Raw genomic sequence first — 16439 nt, forward strand, 5'->3', positions numbered from 1 at the left:
CCCCCCGGCAGTGTGCCCGCCGGGGGAGTGGTCGTAACGTGCTCAGAGCTTTTGCTGGGACTGTTGGGCAGCCTTTTGGGCCGCGCTGCAAGCGTCATCGCAACGCGCGATTTGGCGAGGCGAGCTGGCCTCTGCCCACGTGATGGCGAGCCCTGAGGCAGCCTTGTCAAGGCGCTGCCAGAGGTCGGGGTTTGCTATCCCTTTGCCCTTGTCCGTCTTCCAGCCGTTGGCCTTCCAGCTGGCGAGATTGGCGATAAAGTTCCCACGGACGTAGTGTGCTCGGCAGTAGACCTTGGCAGAGGCTGTCTCGCAGCCCTCCAAAGCTTGGCATAGAGCCACGAGTTCCATGCGGTTGTTCGTCGTGTCGGCCACGGAACAGCTCAGAGTGGCGGATGCCAACGTTTGCCCATTCGCTGACGTGCGGCGAATGGTGTAGGCCCAGCCGCCATGGCCGGGGTTGTTGATGCACGAAGCGGCTGTGAAAATCTCTGTGAGAGGCTCTCCAGCATTCGGGCATGCGGGGTTATAGTGGGTGGTGGACGGTTGGACTAGATCCACTGTCATGATGTTTCCTTGGGTTTAAGAGACGAAGAGCTCAGGTCCGTGCAGCTAGGGGCTGACGGCTTCTGATCTGTTCGTCTGGAAATGGGGGGAGGGGGTGCTCGGCGACTGTGATGCTGTCGCTGGGCTGTAGGGGCCGCCAAGATGGCAGCGACGAGGAACACGCAAAATGCGTGCTCCTATGGTGTTCGTGTTCTCTGCGTCAGAAATCGTAATTGTCGTCGTCTAGGTCGGGCTCGTGCAGGTCATCCATGAACGCTCCAAACTCAGGCATGTCGAACTCGTCTGGGGAGAAAAGCCATTCGACCATCGACCGAAGCTTGGAGGTGCCGAAAGCAAGCTGAAGCGCCTCCGCCGTGACCTCCTCATCCTGCCAAGGCATTTTGCCAAAGGCTTCACGAACTCTTTCGGAGTACTTCTCGATGCAGGCTTGGCGTTCGCTCTCGGACAACTCGGGGCGGGCATTCATTGCGGGCAAAACATCTTGCCGATCTCGCCACCATTCGCCGGTAGCCTCCTTTCGGTCTGCGAGCATGGTTTTCCAACGTTTGCGCATGTTGTCCACGGAGCGTGTGCCGACCCCGGTCGCTCCAGCTACGGTCTTTACCTTCAGGCGCTCGCCGGGCAGCCTGACCAGCCGCCATGCCGCATCCATCCTCTCACTTTTGGTAAGTGGTAGTCGCTCCCTTGAGTTTGCCTCAACGGCTGCCACCATGGCCGCCGCGCGGGTGCCCGTGAAGATCGTCGCAGGCACGTCCTCTCGGGGCTTGAATGTGGCGTAAGCGGCAAGACGATGATGGCCGTCAAGCAGGACAAGGCGGCCCGTGGCAAGCCCTAGAGCGTCGACCTCCCGCCAAACTAGGATTGGGTCGAGCTGTCCCGTCGCTCGGAGTGTTTGGACAAGCCCTCGCACATGGCCTTTGTCGGTGGCCGTGTGCCGGAACTGGAAGTCAGAGACGCTCGTGATGGCACGAGGGCTAAGATGTCTGCGGGAGATAAGGGGTTGGTTTTGTTCAAGCGAGGTACCTTTGGGGGTGATTGTGGTCTGCATTCGGTTTCCTTCCAAGGCAGCAAAAAGAAAAGCCCCCGCCGGAAAGGCGGAGGCTGTAGTTGGGCTCAGATTGGATTGGCTGTCGAGCTGTGAAGCTCTGGCCTCCTACTGAGAGGGGCGCTCTGCGAACGGGTCAAACGTAGAAAGTTGACCAATTCGATATTGCTAAGGTGTGGGTGAATGCTGGTGGCGGACCAGTTTGCGGTGTTCTCCCTCAGCCTCTCACAATCCCCAGCGTGCCAAGGCGGCCTCTGCTTCGACCATATTCGCACGAATGCGAAGGATGGTCTGTCGGCTCAACCCAGCCGCTCGGGAGACCTCTGTGGTGCCCGCTCCGGTATCCGTCATGTCTCGCACAAGGTTCAACTGTTCTCGGTTGTAGCTGGGTTTGCGGCCTCGATAGGCCTCGGGCCTCTCTGTTTTGGCATGCTCAATCCCGGCCCGTTGGGCCTCTTTCATCACCTCAGCCTGTGCCTGTGCGGTGGCGGCCATAAAGGCAATGAGAGCGTCCCTCACGGCCTGTTGTGTCGGGTCGGTGGTTGCTCCGTCAAAGGTCATGGAGTTGATCACCGTCTTGATGGTGACGCCCTGACGCATGAAGTGCCGGATGGTGTCCGTCACGTCCTGATAGTTCCGCCCCAGTCGATCCACCCAGCGGACAACCAAGGTGTCACCTCGACGAAGCTTGTCGAACAGACAACGGCCTTCGGGCCTCTCTGACAGGACAGTCGAAACCCCGGATTGCCCTAAGTCGGCGATGACTTCATCAATGACGAAGCCAGCCTTGCGAGCCTGAGTGACTTGATGGTCGAGCGTTTGGTCTGCAGTGGAGACGCGGGCATAGAAGACAGTCGTCATGGTCGTCCTTACGGTGTGTTCGTTTGGGTGGTGTCCGTAAGATTGGGTGTCCGAAAGCGGGTTTCAACCCCAACGGACCAACTTCTCCGCCCTATTTCCAGTGTCCGGAGAGGTATACCCTATGTTCAACATAGGTTAGTCGCCTGAGTAATAATGCCGTCACGCTTCTAGTGCTTCCTCTGGCTAGCTGAGGGGAATGCATGATCATCGTGGTGGGCTGTCGGCACCACGGTTTTGGTTGCTGCCGCTAGGATGGACGCTGAAGGGTCTCCCCACGGGGGAAGCGCGGTGCAGACTGAACTATCTCGGGGTCACAAATTTTTCTCAAAAATCTGGGCCAAGAGCGCAGGCTTGAGTCGGGGGTGAACGGTTGCTTTCGGTCCCTATCTGATGCTAGACAAGGTGCCTTGAAGCTGTAACCTCCACAAATAAACGCCGCCCAGTATAATGTCTCTGCACTCTGCTGACCTCTCGGGATATGTGACTACAACCTAGCAACCAAGCCTTCGTAATATTGGTTCCTTGGCATTCCAAGTCGTTTTAGGTCCAAGGTGTTTGTCAACAAATTCATAAACGCTTCGTACACAACCCTTCGCGAGCCGTTAATCCGTTTTGTGCGGAATACAAACCAGTGAAATACTAGTCTCGAAACTACCTTGCCAAAAAATGAGCGAACGCCGCAAAGTTTCCTGTAGGTTGCTGAAGGCATAGCGCCAGATTGATAAGAGCCAATTGCCTTAGCATTGGAGAGCAAGGCAGAAATCCGCACAGAGGGCTCGTGACTTCCCGGCGTTGCAATAATTGACATCGGCTTGAGTCTATCGAATAGCTGTGATTCATTGTCGATGTATTTGAAATCTAATGCGCAAACACGTCTAAGGTTTTGCGATAGTCGCTCACGATAAGCCTGAAATTCTGCTCTGATTGTGTTTCGCCTATTTGTTGTTGCGAACAAAGAGAGCGCCGCTGTGAACCGGAAATCTAGGATAACGTCAGATTCCCAGCTGTAGCCATAGGTGTAAAAAACTTGGGGGTGATCAATTTCAAGGCCGAGCATATCGTCATAGTCACGGTCCATCGCGACCAAGACGTGCGATATCTCTTCTTGAATAACTCTTTCAGCCATAGGCCTAACCACTGATTTGCTACCCATGCTTTTGCAGTGTACAGACAAACCGTTCTCTGTGAACACGCGCTCCCAGAAAACTTCATCCAACGATGAGCCTTCTCCGTCCACACCTTTACCTTCACAATAGACTACATAGTCCACGTCGTAAAAAAGGTGCTCATTTTCAGTGCCTTGATTGGATCTAGTGAACATCCGAAATACATTTCTCAATATGAATAACACGGTCGTGAAAAGCGCCGACGATGTCAGGCGAGTGAGTGGCCGAGATTACCTGACAGGACCCATTTAGGCTCCGTATGTTCTCAAAAAGTGAGCTTTGCCAGCTAACGTGTAGTGAAAGTTCCGGCTCATCTGAGATAAAGATGACGGGACGGTCTTCTTGAAGCAGGGCTTCTCCTAGTAGAATGAATAGTTGTTTCTCACCCGAGGAAAAAACATCGATTGCGACTTTATCTCCAGATGCTAGATGAACCTTTGGATTGTTGCGCTCATCGAAGTGGAGTTCTTTTCCAGAAAGAAGAGTGTTTATTATGCGTTCAAACTGAATTCTAGGTTCAAAAATTGCTCGGCGCTTGGATTGCAGATCTCTCCATTCGTTTATCATCTCACTCACACGGGAAGCGTCTGACAGCGTGATAGCGTCTTCGAGTGTGATACCACTGTTTTGTTCAAAACGCGTCTTTGCTTCATCGAGCCTCGAAAAATGCATATTTACGCTCTTGGTCGCCTTGGCATTACTAACTCCGAGATCTCGCAAGACGCCAACAACAGTACTCTTATCTTCAGGTTCAGCAACTACTTGACCGAGTACGTCGCCACCGCGTCGGTTCTGATCTAGAAGCGACAGGAAAACATGCTCTTGGAAATTCTTGCTTTCGGCTTCGGCTTTAGAAGTCAAAAGAGAAAAGTACTGTGAAAAAGCCAAAGAAATATCATGCATCTTTTGATCAACTGATGACTCATATTCCTCATCGCGGCGACGTGTGCGCTCTTTTCCTGAGCTGGACCGATGAATGGAGAGCCAATTAACTTCGACTAGTTCAGACAGAATGCTGCTGAGCCTTGCACCTTCTTCCATGTATCTTCGAGACCGTGTATATCGGTAGTCGCGGTATAGTCTTTCATCGTATGGGCCTTCGACGCCGTAAGTGCGGCCTTTGTCGCTCGATTTTTCTTTTACGGTGTAGCGCAGTTCAAAACTGCCCATCTTCTTATCGACAACTTTAGCCACTTCAATTATTGGCTTTCGGTTTGCACCTATGGTTTTCAGGCGGATTGAGACCTTTTCAAATTGGACGGCGTAGAGAGCTGGAATGTCAGCCCTCAGGACAGCAGAAATCAGGTTGATGATTGTCGTCTTGCCGCTGCCATTGGGGCCGATAAGGAAATTCAGATCTTCCTTGAGCTTTAAAGAAACTTTTTTGCGTCCCCAAAAACCTTCGACGTCAACACTCTCGATATAATTCAAGTAACTGCTCCAACTTCCAAAGAGCGGGTTGTGCGCTCTTACTTCTTCCAGCTTAACTCTTGGCTAAGTCGGGGAGCAACTCAAAACTATTTCATTGCAGCCGGTTGGTTGGTCAAATTTATCAAGCAAACGGCTGTTTCTGGCTGATAGCGCGGGTATCTTAAAACCTGTCGTTGGTTGAGGGGGAGGCCGAAGGTCGCTTCACTTCCTTGTGCTTGGGGAATCCCTTTGATCTTGGAGAGGGCAATTGGTGGATGAGTGTCCACTGTTGTTGTCGTGGTTTTAACACATTTAGTTGGAGCGCATGATCGCCCCGGTGGTTAGATACTTCGAAGCGCCCCAAGAACGTTTAGAACCCCCTAAGGTACGCCTCAGCAGCCAGTAGGGCGGCGACCTTCTCCTGAGCGCTCGCGAGCTCCTCGACGTTTAGCCCGTGGTCATAGGGGTCTGACGTTCTCTTGACCCCGGCCCAGCCTCCTAGATCGTGGGCATCGTCAATCGAGAGCCCAGCGCGGCGCGATAGTGTTTTCCATGTGTGGCGAAGGGAGTGGAAGGCTAGGCGCTCGTCGCTCTCTCGGCCCAGTACCTTGCGGCGCAATGTGGTGAAGGCCTTGGAGGCCGATTTGGCGGTCCCTGTGGAGGCGTTGAGGGCGAAGGCATGGAATAGCCTGTCTTGCCCTTGAGCCACTGCATCGGCCCTGAGGCGCTTGATGATGGGCTGTGCGACCTTCGGGACAGGGACCACGCGCTTGGCGTTGTCGGTCTTGCCTCCAGCGATCAGGAACAGTGAGCCGTCTTCCTTGGTTGCCTCGACCGTGACCTTGACGATCTCGGTCACTCGCGCCCCGGTAACAAGGCCGATACGAAACAGATCTCCCATACGCTCCCCCTGAGGGGCAGCCTCAAGGATAAGCTGGGTTTCCTCTGGCTTGAACGGGTCACGTTTGGGCCCGTCCGTCTTCTTGAGCCTCGGCAGGTCGTCCACGGGCGTGTTGAAGGGGTTCCCGTCCAGCTTGACCTTGTGCCGCGCCAAGGCCCAGCGCCAGAGCATGCGGAGCATCGTCATGAGCTTCTGCGCTGTGGCTGGGGTTAGGTTCCTCCCGGTCTTCTTGGAGATCTGCGAGGGCAGGTATTCATGGTGGAAGGCCGTGGCCAGCTCTGGCGTGATGTCGTCCAAGAACAGAGTGTCCGGCGTTTTGCCCATGAAGGCGCACAGGTGATTGACCGCCGTTTGCACCTCGTTCGAGGACATCTTGGTTAGCGGCTTGTTTCCGTAGGGGTTGTCTGGCGCTCTGGCCTCAAGGTACTGCGCCGTTGCCTTGGATAAGGGCAACGTCGATGCCGTGGCGATCTTGAGGAATGCACTGCGGTCTTCATCAGGCGCTCGCTCGGCTTCGTCGTAGATCAAGTCTCGTACAAGTTCCCTGTTTTCTCGCTCGTCGCGCAGGGCCTCCGCCCAAAGTTCCGCCTTCTCGGGCGTGTAGCGGTCCGCCGCACGGTATTCGATTTCCAGCTTTCGGATTTCCGCAACGAAGATGTCACGAAGCTTCTTCGCGCTGGGCAGGTGCTTTTCGCCGCCCATGGGCCGAATAATCCACGTTCCGAATGGCCGACCGTCTGTCCAAGGGTTGGCGCGTCCCATCAGGCTCTTCGGGGTCTTCATCCTGAATCTTTAGGCCGTGCCTTGCCCCTTGGGCTGTTCGATGTAGCGCAAATGCCGCCTCCGTGGTGTACCTGAGTGGTGTACTTTACACCACCATCTGGTTCCTACTTGGGCGTAAGTCACTTGTTTTTCAAGGATTTTTTGGGTGTGGTGATCCCGGCAGGATTCGAACCTGCAACCTGCCCCTTAGGAGGGGGCTGCTCTATCCAGTTGAGCCACGAGACCACAGGGCCTTCTTAGCGGCGCTTGCCGGGCGTGTCATCCTGCCGGGCAAAGAATTTTGCCATTCCCGCGCACGTTGTTCGCAGGCCCGATCCTGCACCGCAGCAACGAAAAAGCCATTGGGACTGCTGCATTGTCTTGTTTGTCATGAACTGTTCGCGATAACCTGAATTCATACAGAGTGAAGGACGATCCAATTGGCCAATGAAGACACCCGCCCGCTGACATTGCGTGACGTATCAGAAGCTTCTGGCGTATCAGAGATGACCGTCAGTCGGGTGTTGCGAAACCGGGGGGATGTCTCGGCCGCCACGCGTGAAAAGGTGCTGGAGGCGGCCAAGGCCCTTGGCTATGTGCCCAACAAGATCGCCGGTGCGCTGGCCAGCCAGCGTGTGAACCTTGTGGCGGTGATTATCCCGTCGCTGTCCAACATGGTCTTCCCTGAGGTCATGACCGGCATCAGCCGCGTGCTGGAAGACACCGAATTGCAGCCGGTCGTGGGCGTTACCGATTACCTGCCGGAAAAAGAAGAGCGCGTTCTGTATGAGATGCTGTCATGGCGTCCGTCGGGCGTCATCATCGCCGGGATCGAACATAGCGAAGCGGCCCGCGCCATGCTGAAGGCCAGCGGCATTCCGGTGGTCGAGATTATGGATGTGGACGGCACACCAGTCGATTCTATGGTCGGCATTTCGCATCGCCGTGCGGGGCGCGAAATGGGCAAGGCGATCCTGAAGGCGGGCTATAGCCGCATCGGGTTCATGGGCACCAAAATGCCGCTGGATCACCGCGCCCGGAAACGGTTCGAAGGCTTCACCGAGGCTTTGGCCAAGGGCGGGATTGAGATCGCGGATCAGGAATTCTACTCGGGCGGGTCGGCGCTTGCCAAAGGCCGTGAAATGACCGAGGCGATGCTGAAGCGCACGCCGGATCTTGATTTCCTGTATTATTCCAACGACATGATCGGTGCGGGTGGGATGCTCTACCTGATCGAACAAGGCATCGACATTCCGGGGCAGATTGGTCTGGCCGGGTTCAACGGGGTTGAGTTGTTGCAAGGTCTGCCGCGACGTCTGGCCACGATGGACGCTTGCCGCCTTGAGATCGGCACCAAGGCCGCGCAGATCATCGCGGGACTGGTCGAAGATCCCAAGTCGACTGTCGAAAAGATTGTCGAACTGACCCCGACCATCAGTTATGGCGACACGCTGAAGCGCCGCTAGGCGTCCTCGTCCCAGCTATAGGCCCAATGCACCAGCCCCTCCTGACCGGCGGGGCTGATTGCGTATTGGCCTTTGGCGACTTTGTCGAACCAGCCGTAGTGATTGGTGCGCATCAAGGTCGTCGCCTTGGAAACGCCCGTCGCCTTGGCCACATCGGCCCCTTTGCAGGCGCCATGTTCGGCCAGATGCGCGGCGCAGCGCAGGGCATCCTGGCGGTAGGCCGTGACAATGCCGTGCCGGGTCGCGCCGCCATCATTGGGATCCCCCTGAAGGCGGTCGAATTCACGCAGCAACCGATCGCGGGCCCTGGTGTTCTTGCGCGGAGCATAAGGGCCGGGATCGCAGACCACATCCACCCGTCCGTCATCGTGGACAGTCATATATCCAAGCCCCAACCGGCGGCACATGGCGGTGTTGTCGCGCAGCACCCGCCGTGCCTGCCGCCCGGTCGGGCGGGGAACGGCAATATAGACGTGATCGGTCAGCTTCTGACGCGCGATAGCTTGATGATATAGGGTGAGGGAGACTTTCAGCTTCAGTTCGACAATGAGTAAAACATCGCCGCGCCGGGCTACCAAATCGGCAGCGCCGACTTCTCCCTTTACGTCATAGCCTTGTCGGGTCAGCAAGGCCTTGACGGGGGCGTAAAGATCACTTTCTTTCTGCACGCGGCAATCATCCGGAATGTACGAGTGTTTGTCCATGAAACACCGAAGGATTTTCGGGCCTATGCAGTGTATTCTAAGAATTCTTGCTTGGACATGTATCGCGTTTTGGGGCGTTGCTTCTAGCGCGCAATCCGATTGCCACGGCGAGGATTTGCGCGCAGGCCTGTCAGACGTTGACCGCGCGGGGCTTCGCCGTCATTTGGGCGTGCAACCCTATGCGCATGGCAACCATTGGCTGGCCACGCGTGGCGATACGGCGTTGAACATCATTGGCACGCTGCATATTCGCGACTCGCGATTGCAAGCGCCGTTCGCCCGTATTGCCCCTTTGGTGGAACAGGCCGATCTGGTCTTGCTTGAAATGACGCGGCAGGAAAAGGCCGAGATGGAAATCGCCCTGTCCACCAACCCAACGCTTTTGGTGCTTGAGGGCAAGGGCTTGCCCGATCTGCTGTCAGAGGCGCAATGGGGCGTGTTGTCGGATGCCGTGGCGCAACGCGGCGTTCCGTCTTTTCTAGCGGCGCGATTTCAGCCTTGGTATCTGACCATGCTTCTATCCTTTCCGCCCTGCCTTGATATGCAGGCGGTCGAAGATGGTGGATTGGATGCGCAGATCTTGCAGCAGGCCGAAACCTCTGATGTTCCCACACTGGCGCTGGAGCCGTTCGACACTGTGTTCCGGGCGTTTGGCACCATGCCAATTGAAACACAGGTTGAATTGCTGATGGCCTCGGTCACGGATGCGCAGGACAGCGCGGATCAACTGGCCACGCTGACCGCCAGCTATTTTGATCAGGCGCATCAAGAAGGGTGGGCCGTGGCACAGCTTTTGGCGCAGCGTCAATCGACCTTGGCCCCTGCGCGTCTGGATGAGGTCTACGATCTGCTGTCAGACCTGCTGCTGACCCAGCGCAATACCGCTTGGCTGCCGCGTATTCTTGAGGCGGCCGAAGGCAAGACCGCCGTGGTAGCCGTTGGCGCAGCGCATCTGGGTGGCCGGAATGGCGTCTTGCAGTTGCTGGCGGATCAAGGGTTTACCCTGACCCGCCAGCCGTTCTGATCAGGCCGCCAGCCCGCGCCCCTTCAGCAGCGCGTCAACGCCCGGCATTCGGCCCCGGAACTGGGTGTAAAGGTCTTGTGCCTCCGCCGAACCGCCAGCCGATAGGATGTGCCTTTCCAGCTTCTTCGCCATACCTGCATCAAAGGCGCTTCCGGCCTCTTCGAAGGCGGCAAAGGCGTCGGCGTCCATGACTTCGGACCACATGTAGCTGTAGTAACCGCTGGAATAGCCGTCGCCCGCGAAGACATGCGCGAAATGCGGCGTGGCGTGGCGCATTCCAATGGCGGCGGGCATTCCCAGACCGTTCAGAACTTCGGTCTGTTTGGCCATCGGATCGGCCGGGGCTGCGCCTTCGTGGAAGGCCAGATCCACCAGCGCCGAGGCGACGTATTCCACCGTCTGGAACCCCATGTCGAAGGTCGAGGCGGCCAGTACCTTGTCCAGCATGTCCTTGGGCATCGGCTCGCCCGTGCGGGCATGCGTGGCAAAGCGTTCCAGCACTTCGGGCACTTCCAGCCAGTGTTCATAAAGCTGGCTGGGCAGTTCCACAAAGTCGCGGGCCACGGATGTCCCCGCAATCGACCCGAATTCCACATCCGACAGCATCTGGTGCAGGGCGTGGCCGAATTCATGGAACAGCGTGCGCGCGTCGTCATAGGACAGCAGCGCGGGCTGACCGGCGGGCGGTTTGGCAAAGTTGCACACGTTCACGACAATCGGAGTTTCGACCTTGGGCCGCTTGGCCTGCATTCGCATGGCCGAACACCACGCGCCCGACCGTTTCGACCCGCGGGCAAAGTAATCGCCGACAAAGACCGCCACATGCTGGCCGTTTCGCGTCACTTCCCACGCGCGGCAATCGGGGTGATACAACGGCACATCCAGCGGCGTGAACTGCAACCCGAACAGCCGCGTCGCGCAGTCAAATGATGCTTCGATCATCCGGTCCAGTTGCAGGTAGGGCTTTAGCGCGGCCTCATCCAGATCATGTTCGGCCTTGCGCCGCTTTTCCGCGTAGTAGCGCCAGTCCCAAGCCTGAAGATCGCCGTTGATCCCGTCGCTGTGCATCATGTGCTGAAGGATCTGGGCATCGGCATCGGCGCGGGCGCGGGCGGGTTCCCAGACCTGCTTCAGCAACTCGCGCACGCGGTCCGGCGTGCCGGCCATTTCCGTTTCCAGTTTGTACGAGGCGAAATCGTCATAGCCCAGCAGCTTGGCGCGTTCTTCGCGCAGTTGCAGGATTTCGGCGGCAATGGAGCGGTTGTCGTTCTTGTTGCCATTGGCCCCTCGCGCGGTCCAGGCGTTATAGGCCGCTTCGCGCAGATCGCGGCGCGGCGAGAATTGCAGGAACGGCACGATCAATGACCGGCTAAGCGTGACCACCGGCCCCGGCTGGCCCTTTTCTTCGCCAGCCGCACGGGCGGCATCGACGACGAAATCGGGCAGACCTTCCAGATCGGCCTCGGCCAAAGGCATGAACCATTCAGATTCGTCGGCCAGCAGGTTCTGCGTGAACTCTGTCCCAAGCACCGCCAGACGCGATTTCACCTCGGCCATGCGTTTGGCCCGATCGCCGGTCAGCGCGGCACCGGCGCGGACGAAATTGCGATGGGTCAACATCAAGACCCGCGCTTCTTGGTCCGAAAGCTCCAGCGTGTCGCGCCGGTCCCACAGGTCACGAATGCGGGCAAACAGCGCATGATTGGAGAAGATGGCCGAGCTATGGGCCGACAGCTTGGGCGAAAAGGCCCGCTGCAATTCCTGCCGCTTGTCATTGGAATCCGCGCCTGCCACGGCAAAGAACGCCGACAACACCTTGTCCAGCGCCTCGCCCGTGCCCTGCATCGCCTCAATCGTGTTGGCAAAGGTCGGGGCGTCGGGATTGTTGGCAATCGCGTCCACCTCGGCCAGATCTTCGGCCAGCGCGATATCCATCGCGGGGGCGTAATCGTCATCTGAAATGGCGTCGAACGGGATCATGCCAAAGGGCGTGTCCCATGTTTCAAGCAACGGGTTGGTCATTGACTGTCTCCTTTGAGACAGAGCTATGCCGCACCGCCGTCTGTCGCAAGGGCGTTGCCGCAAACCGGGCAATCGGCGCGCTTTTTCAGGGTGATCTTGCGGGTTTCGCCCCATAGCGCGTCATAGATCAGCATCTCGCCGCGCAGGGGCTGACCAGCTTGCGCAAGGATCTTCACCGCCTCAACCGCCATCATCGCACCGACCACACCGGGCAGAGGGCCAAGCACGCCCGCCTCGGCGCAGGATGGGGCCAGACCGGGGGCCGGGGCCTCGGGGAAGACGCATTGGTAGCAGGGGCCGTCCTTGGCCGGGTCGAAAACCGAAAGCTGCCCTTCCCACTGGCTAAGCGCGCCGGACACCAGCGGCTTGCCATGCCGAACCGCCGCGGCATTGGCCAAATAGCGCGTGGTGAAATTGTCGGTGCCGTCCAGGATCAGGTCATATTCGGCAAACAGGGCATCCGCGCTCTCGGCATCCAGCCGCCGCTGATAGGGGCGAACGGTCACATAGGGGTTCAGCGCCTTCATAGCGGCCTCAGCCGAAAAGACCTTTGGCTTGCCGATATCTGCGTCGCGGTGGATGACTTGGCGCTGAAGGTTGCCGGAATCCACCACATCGTCGTCAATCACACCAATGGTGCCAACGCCTGCGGCCGCCAAATATTGCAGGGCAGGTGCCCCCAGACCGCCCGCGCCGATGACCAGAACCTTGGATTTGCGCAGTCGCATCTGCCCCGGCCCGCCCAGTTCGCGCAGCACGATATGACGGGCATAACGCTCCAGTTCTTCGGTCGAGGGGCCGGATTGCGCCGGATCAGGCGCTCCGCTTGGTTTGGCGCGGGATTTCAGCCAGCCAAGCCCTTCGCGGTAGATCAGGATCAGCACCACGGCCCCGCCAACCATCAACCACGGCGCGGCACTGCCCCCGAGGCTGTCGCGCATCGCATGGCCGCGCGGCAGCACCAGTTGCAGCAGCACGACCGCACCATAAAGAACGGCGATCATGGTCAGGCGCACGCGGACGGGCGTCTTCATCACCGCGCCCAGCAGGTACAGGGCCGCGCAAAGCGCCAGAAACATCAGCATCAGTTCGTCCTTTCCTTGCGCCCGTCACGCCGCCCCGGTCGAGCCAAAGCCCCCGGACCCGCGTTTGGTGTCCGACAGTTCCTCAACCTCGACCGTCGGGAAGCGGCGCACATCGGCAATCACCGCCTGCGCGATCCGGTCGCCATGCGAAATGGCGAACGGGTCTTTGCCAAGGTAATAGAGGCCGATCTTCACCTCGCCGCGATAGTCTTCGTCGACCGTGCCGGGGCTGTTGGGAATGATGAACCCATGCTTTAGCGCCATGCCCGACCGGGGGCGGATCTGCATTTCGGTGTCTTGCGGCAGCTCAACGCAAAAGCCGGTGGGGATAATCAGTAAACTGCCATGCTCGAAGATAACCGGCCCTTCGGGCAGAAAGGCGCGCAGATCCATGCCCGCCGCGCCGGGTGTCTCATAGCAGGGCAAGGGCAGATCGTTGCCGGGCAGGCGTTTGAATTTTATGGCGGTCATGGGTCAGTCCTTTCCGGTCAAAGCATCGGCGATGCGTTCGGCCAGACGGTCGGCCACCAGATCCTTGCCCATGCGCGGCCAATCCTCGGCCCCATCGGCGGAAATCAGGGTGACGGCGTTTTCGGTGCCGCCCATGATCCCGGTGGCGGGGCTGACATCATTCGCCACGATCCAATCACAGCCCTTACGGGCGCGTTTGGCGGTGGCGTGTTCGATCACATTGTCGGTTTCAGCGGCAAAGCCCACGACCAGACCGGGCCGGCCTTCGGTCAATTGCGACACGGCGGCCAGAATGTCGGGGTTTTCGGCAAAGCTGAGCGTTGGCAGGCCTTCGCGGGTTTTCTTGATCTTCTGGGCCGACTGGCTGGCCGCGCGCCAATCGGCAACGGCGGCGGCAAAGACGGCGGCATCGGCGGGCAGGGCCTGCATCACCGCGTCATGCATCTGCTGCGCGGTTTCCACCTTGACCAAGGTCACGCCCAAGGGCGGGGGCGCACTGGCCGGGCCAGAGACGAACACAACCTCGGCCCCAAGCCGCACCAGCGCATTGGCAATCGCCGTGCCCTGCGCCCCTGAGGACCGGTTGGCGATATATCGCACCGGGTCGATGGGTTCATGTGTGGGGCCAGACGTGATGACAATCCGGCGGCCTTTCAGCGGGCCATCGGTTAGCGCGGCCTCAATCGCGGCGACAATCTCCAAGGGTTCGGCCATGCGTCCGGCGCCAAATTCACCGCAGGCCATGCCGCCCTCATTCGGGCCAACCAGAGATACACCATCGGCCCGAAGGGTTGCCAGATTGCGCTGCGTTGCGGGGTGGTCCCACATGCGCACATTCATCGCAGGCGCAATCAGCACCGGCGTATCGGTCGCCAGCAACAGGGTCGAGGCCAGATCATTGGCCAGCCCATTCGCCATTTTGGCCATCAGGTCGGCGGTTGCCGGGGCCACGACCACCAGATCGGCGCTGCGCGACAACTGGATGTGGCCCATTTCGGCCTCGGTCGTCAGGTCGAACAGATCGCGGTGCACCGCGTTTTCGGCCAGCGCGGAAATGGACAAGGGCGTGACGAATTCTTCGGCGGCTTTGGTCAGAACCGGCGTGACCAAAGCCCCGCGTTCCCGCAAGCGGCGGATCAGGTCCAGGCATTTATAGGCCGCGATCCCGCCACCAACGATTAAAAGTATACGTTTGTCTTGCAACATGGTCCGGCCTTGTTTGCGCAGTTTGTGGAAGTGTTACGCAGCGAAGGCGGAAAACTCAATTGCCCGTTCGGCTTGTAAACGCCTCACAAGGGTCTGCGGTGTCGGCATTCGGGTCTTTGGGAACCTCGATCACTTGCGAAAACGTCCCCAGCGGTGGCTGGCCCGGCTCACCCAGCCCAAGCGAATATTGCCGAACCTCTGGCGCGGCAAGTGCCAGCGCGGCGGGCGCCCCCCAATCGGTGCGGGCATGGCCGTTGCCGGTGATCACCGCCACCGGGCCGCCTGTTTCAGTCAAGGCGGTCAAGGCCACCTGCGCCAATGTGGCATCGCGCATCCGCTGCACATCCACCATCATCGGCAGCATGTCCGGCGGAAGGGCGTTGCAATGGGCGGCCAATTGCATGTCTTCCCGCGCGGACTGTTGATCGGGCGGCAAAGTCTGCGTCAGCCCGAAGGCCGCGGCATCGGCCCCAAAGGCCGTGGCCACCCCTGCCGACATCGCATCGCGGGCAGCATCACGCGGGACCGCGGCACCATAGATTGCTGCAGTCGGGGCAGCGGCGAAGATCGGGTAGTAGATCGAAAAATCCGGCCAGCCGCTGGCATTCCAGCCTAGCGCTTGTTCCAGCGCTTCGGCGTCGATGCGCAGCTCCGGCGCGGCTTGCGCGGCCTGATCGGGCGTCAGCATCTCAAACACCAAGGCCGCAGGGGCCATCGCCGTCACCCAGTCAGCCTGAACAAGGTGATGGTTTCCGTTGGTGTGAAGTTCACCCAGAAACCAAACGTCATAACTGCCCCGGTCCGGCATATCCGCCATAACCGGGCTGGCCAGAACCAAAGCTGCCAGTACCCATCGCTTCATGCGAAGAAGTCTTGCACGTCTTCTTTGCGTTGCTCCAGCGATTTGCGCATTTTCTGAAACGCCGCTGCCTCTAGCTGGCGTACGCGTTCCTTAGACAGGCCAAGTTCGGTGCCAAGGCTTTCCAGCGTGCGGGCCTTGTCGCGCAGCTTGCGTTCGCGGACGATGAACCGTTCGCGATCATTCAGCGCCGACATCGCCATGACCAGCCATTCGCGCAATTGGTCATTGTCCAGATCCTGTTCCACCAAGTCTGACCCAAGCGCACCATCATCTTCCAGAACGTCAATCCATTCGCGGCCCTCATCATCCGACGACTGCGTGGCATTCAGCGAAAAATCAGACCCCGAAAGGCGCCCGTCCATCATTTCGACGTCATGCAACGGCACGCCCAGATCGTCGGCAATCCGCTGAAGTAGCGTCGCCCGGTCAATGATGCGCCCGGCCGAGGCCTCTTCGCGTTCGATCCGCGCCTGAACCCGGCGCATGTTGAAAAACAATGATTTCTGCGATGAGGTCGACCCGGTTCGAACCATCGACCAGTTGCGCATTACGTAATCCTGAATCGATGCCTTGATCCACCAAACCGCATAGGTCGAAAACCGCACGCCGCGATCGGGGTCAAACTTTTCAGCGGCTTTCATCAGGCCAAGCCCGGCCTCTTGGATCAGATCGTTCATCGGCGCGCCATAGCGGCGGAACTTCGACGCCATCGAAATCGCCAGCCGCATATAGGCCATGATCAACCGATGAAGAGCCGCCTCGTCGCGCTGATCGCGCCACGCATATGCCAGCGCCAATTCGGTTTCGGCGTCCAGCATTTCCGCCTTCATCGCCCGGCGGGAAAGGGCTTGATCGTTTGATAGGTCCAGTGCCATTTTTGCGCTCCCTGA

Annotated in this window: 15 protein-coding genes and 1 tRNA gene; 2 read left to right on the forward strand and 14 right to left on the reverse strand. The window is 58.7% G+C overall.

All coding sequences use genetic code 11. The features are described from left to right. Positions 1–42: 42 nt before the first annotated feature. The 7 genes from PRI8871_RS00910 to PRI8871_RS00940 form a co-directional block, all read right to left on the reverse strand. Positions 43–564 (reverse strand): RNase H family protein, encoded by a 522-nt coding sequence (locus PRI8871_RS00910; RefSeq protein ID WP_108884307.1) that lies wholly within the window; start codon positions 562–564, stop codon positions 43–45. Between the two features lie 199 nt (positions 565–763). After that, positions 764–1612, reverse strand: a complete 849-nt coding sequence (locus PRI8871_RS00915; protein ID WP_108884308.1) for a ParB N-terminal domain-containing protein — start codon at positions 1610–1612, stop codon at positions 764–766. A 222-nt stretch (positions 1613–1834) separates the two neighbouring features. Further along, positions 1835–2470 carry a recombinase family protein gene (locus tag PRI8871_RS00920; protein ID WP_108884309.1) on the reverse strand — a complete coding sequence of 212 codons (636 nt, stop codon included), beginning with the start codon at positions 2468–2470 and terminating at the stop codon, positions 1835–1837. Positions 2471–2954: 484 nt separating this feature from the next. Then, entirely contained in the window at positions 2955–3791 is an 837-nt protein-coding gene (locus PRI8871_RS00925; RefSeq protein ID WP_108884310.1) for a DUF4435 domain-containing protein, read from the reverse strand. Beyond that, positions 3781–5067 carry an AAA family ATPase gene (locus PRI8871_RS00930; protein WP_181389332.1) on the reverse strand — a complete coding sequence of 429 codons (1287 nt, stop codon included), beginning with the start codon at positions 5065–5067 and terminating at the stop codon, positions 3781–3783. Before PRI8871_RS00930 ends, PRI8871_RS00925 begins: the two co-directional genes overlap by 11 nt. Before the next feature lie 349 nt (positions 5068–5416). Then, complete coding sequence (locus PRI8871_RS00935; protein ID WP_219928983.1) at positions 5417–6649, reverse strand: tyrosine-type recombinase/integrase; 1233 nt, start codon at positions 6647–6649, stop codon at positions 5417–5419. A 229-nt stretch (positions 6650–6878) separates the two neighbouring features. Next, positions 6879–6955: transfer RNA gene (locus tag PRI8871_RS00940), tRNA-Arg, on the reverse strand. A gap of 194 nt (positions 6956–7149) precedes the next feature. On the opposite strand from PRI8871_RS00940, the gene PRI8871_RS00945 reads away from it, so the two are divergent. Next, positions 7150–8175 carry a LacI family DNA-binding transcriptional regulator gene (locus PRI8871_RS00945; RefSeq protein WP_108884313.1) on the forward strand — a complete coding sequence of 342 codons (1026 nt, stop codon included), beginning with the start codon at positions 7150–7152 and terminating at the stop codon, positions 8173–8175. Here the strand turns inward: PRI8871_RS00945 and PRI8871_RS00950 are convergent. Next, positions 8172–8843, reverse strand: a complete 672-nt coding sequence (locus tag PRI8871_RS00950) for a DUF2161 domain-containing phosphodiesterase (protein WP_108885164.1) — start codon at positions 8841–8843, stop codon at positions 8172–8174. The genes PRI8871_RS00945 and PRI8871_RS00950 overlap by 4 nt on opposite strands. 151 nt (positions 8844–8994) lie before the next feature. On the opposite strand from PRI8871_RS00950, the gene PRI8871_RS00955 reads away from it, so the two are divergent. Beyond that, a complete protein-coding gene (locus PRI8871_RS00955) occupies positions 8995–9903 on the forward strand; it encodes a TraB/GumN family protein (RefSeq protein ID WP_181389333.1) in 909 nt (302 codons plus the stop codon). On the opposite strand, the gene PRI8871_RS00960 is transcribed toward PRI8871_RS00955, so the two are convergent. From PRI8871_RS00960 to PRI8871_RS00985, 6 genes are read right to left on the reverse strand one after another with little or no spacing between them, the layout of a single operon-like run. After that, positions 9904–11925 carry a M3 family metallopeptidase gene (locus tag PRI8871_RS00960; RefSeq protein ID WP_108884315.1) on the reverse strand — a complete coding sequence of 674 codons (2022 nt, stop codon included), beginning with the start codon at positions 11923–11925 and terminating at the stop codon, positions 9904–9906. Positions 11926–11948: 23 nt separating this feature from the next. Then, on the reverse strand, positions 11949–13010 hold the full coding sequence (locus tag PRI8871_RS00965; protein WP_108884316.1) for a HesA/MoeB/ThiF family protein: 1062 nt from the start codon (positions 13008–13010) through the stop codon (positions 11949–11951). 24 nt (positions 13011–13034) lie between these two features. Beyond that, complete coding sequence (gene dut / locus PRI8871_RS00970; RefSeq protein WP_108884317.1) at positions 13035–13481, reverse strand: dUTP diphosphatase; 447 nt, start codon at positions 13479–13481, stop codon at positions 13035–13037. A 3-nt stretch (positions 13482–13484) separates the two neighbouring features. Then, positions 13485–14687: a bifunctional phosphopantothenoylcysteine decarboxylase/phosphopantothenate--cysteine ligase CoaBC gene (coaBC, locus tag PRI8871_RS00975; RefSeq protein ID WP_108884318.1), complete on the reverse strand. Its 1203-nt coding sequence runs from the start codon at positions 14685–14687 to the stop codon at positions 13485–13487. 55 nt (positions 14688–14742) lie between these two features. After that, positions 14743–15549: a ChaN family lipoprotein gene (locus tag PRI8871_RS00980; protein WP_108884319.1), complete on the reverse strand. Its 807-nt coding sequence runs from the start codon at positions 15547–15549 to the stop codon at positions 14743–14745. Next, positions 15546–16424, reverse strand: a complete 879-nt coding sequence (locus PRI8871_RS00985; protein WP_108884320.1) for an RNA polymerase factor sigma-32 — start codon at positions 16422–16424, stop codon at positions 15546–15548. The genes PRI8871_RS00980 and PRI8871_RS00985 overlap by 4 nt, the downstream gene beginning before the upstream one ends. Positions 16425–16439 lie beyond the last annotated feature (15 nt).

The organism is Pseudoprimorskyibacter insulae (genome assembly GCF_900302505.1).
Lineage (GTDB): Bacteria > Pseudomonadota > Alphaproteobacteria > Rhodobacterales > Rhodobacteraceae > Pseudoprimorskyibacter > Pseudoprimorskyibacter insulae.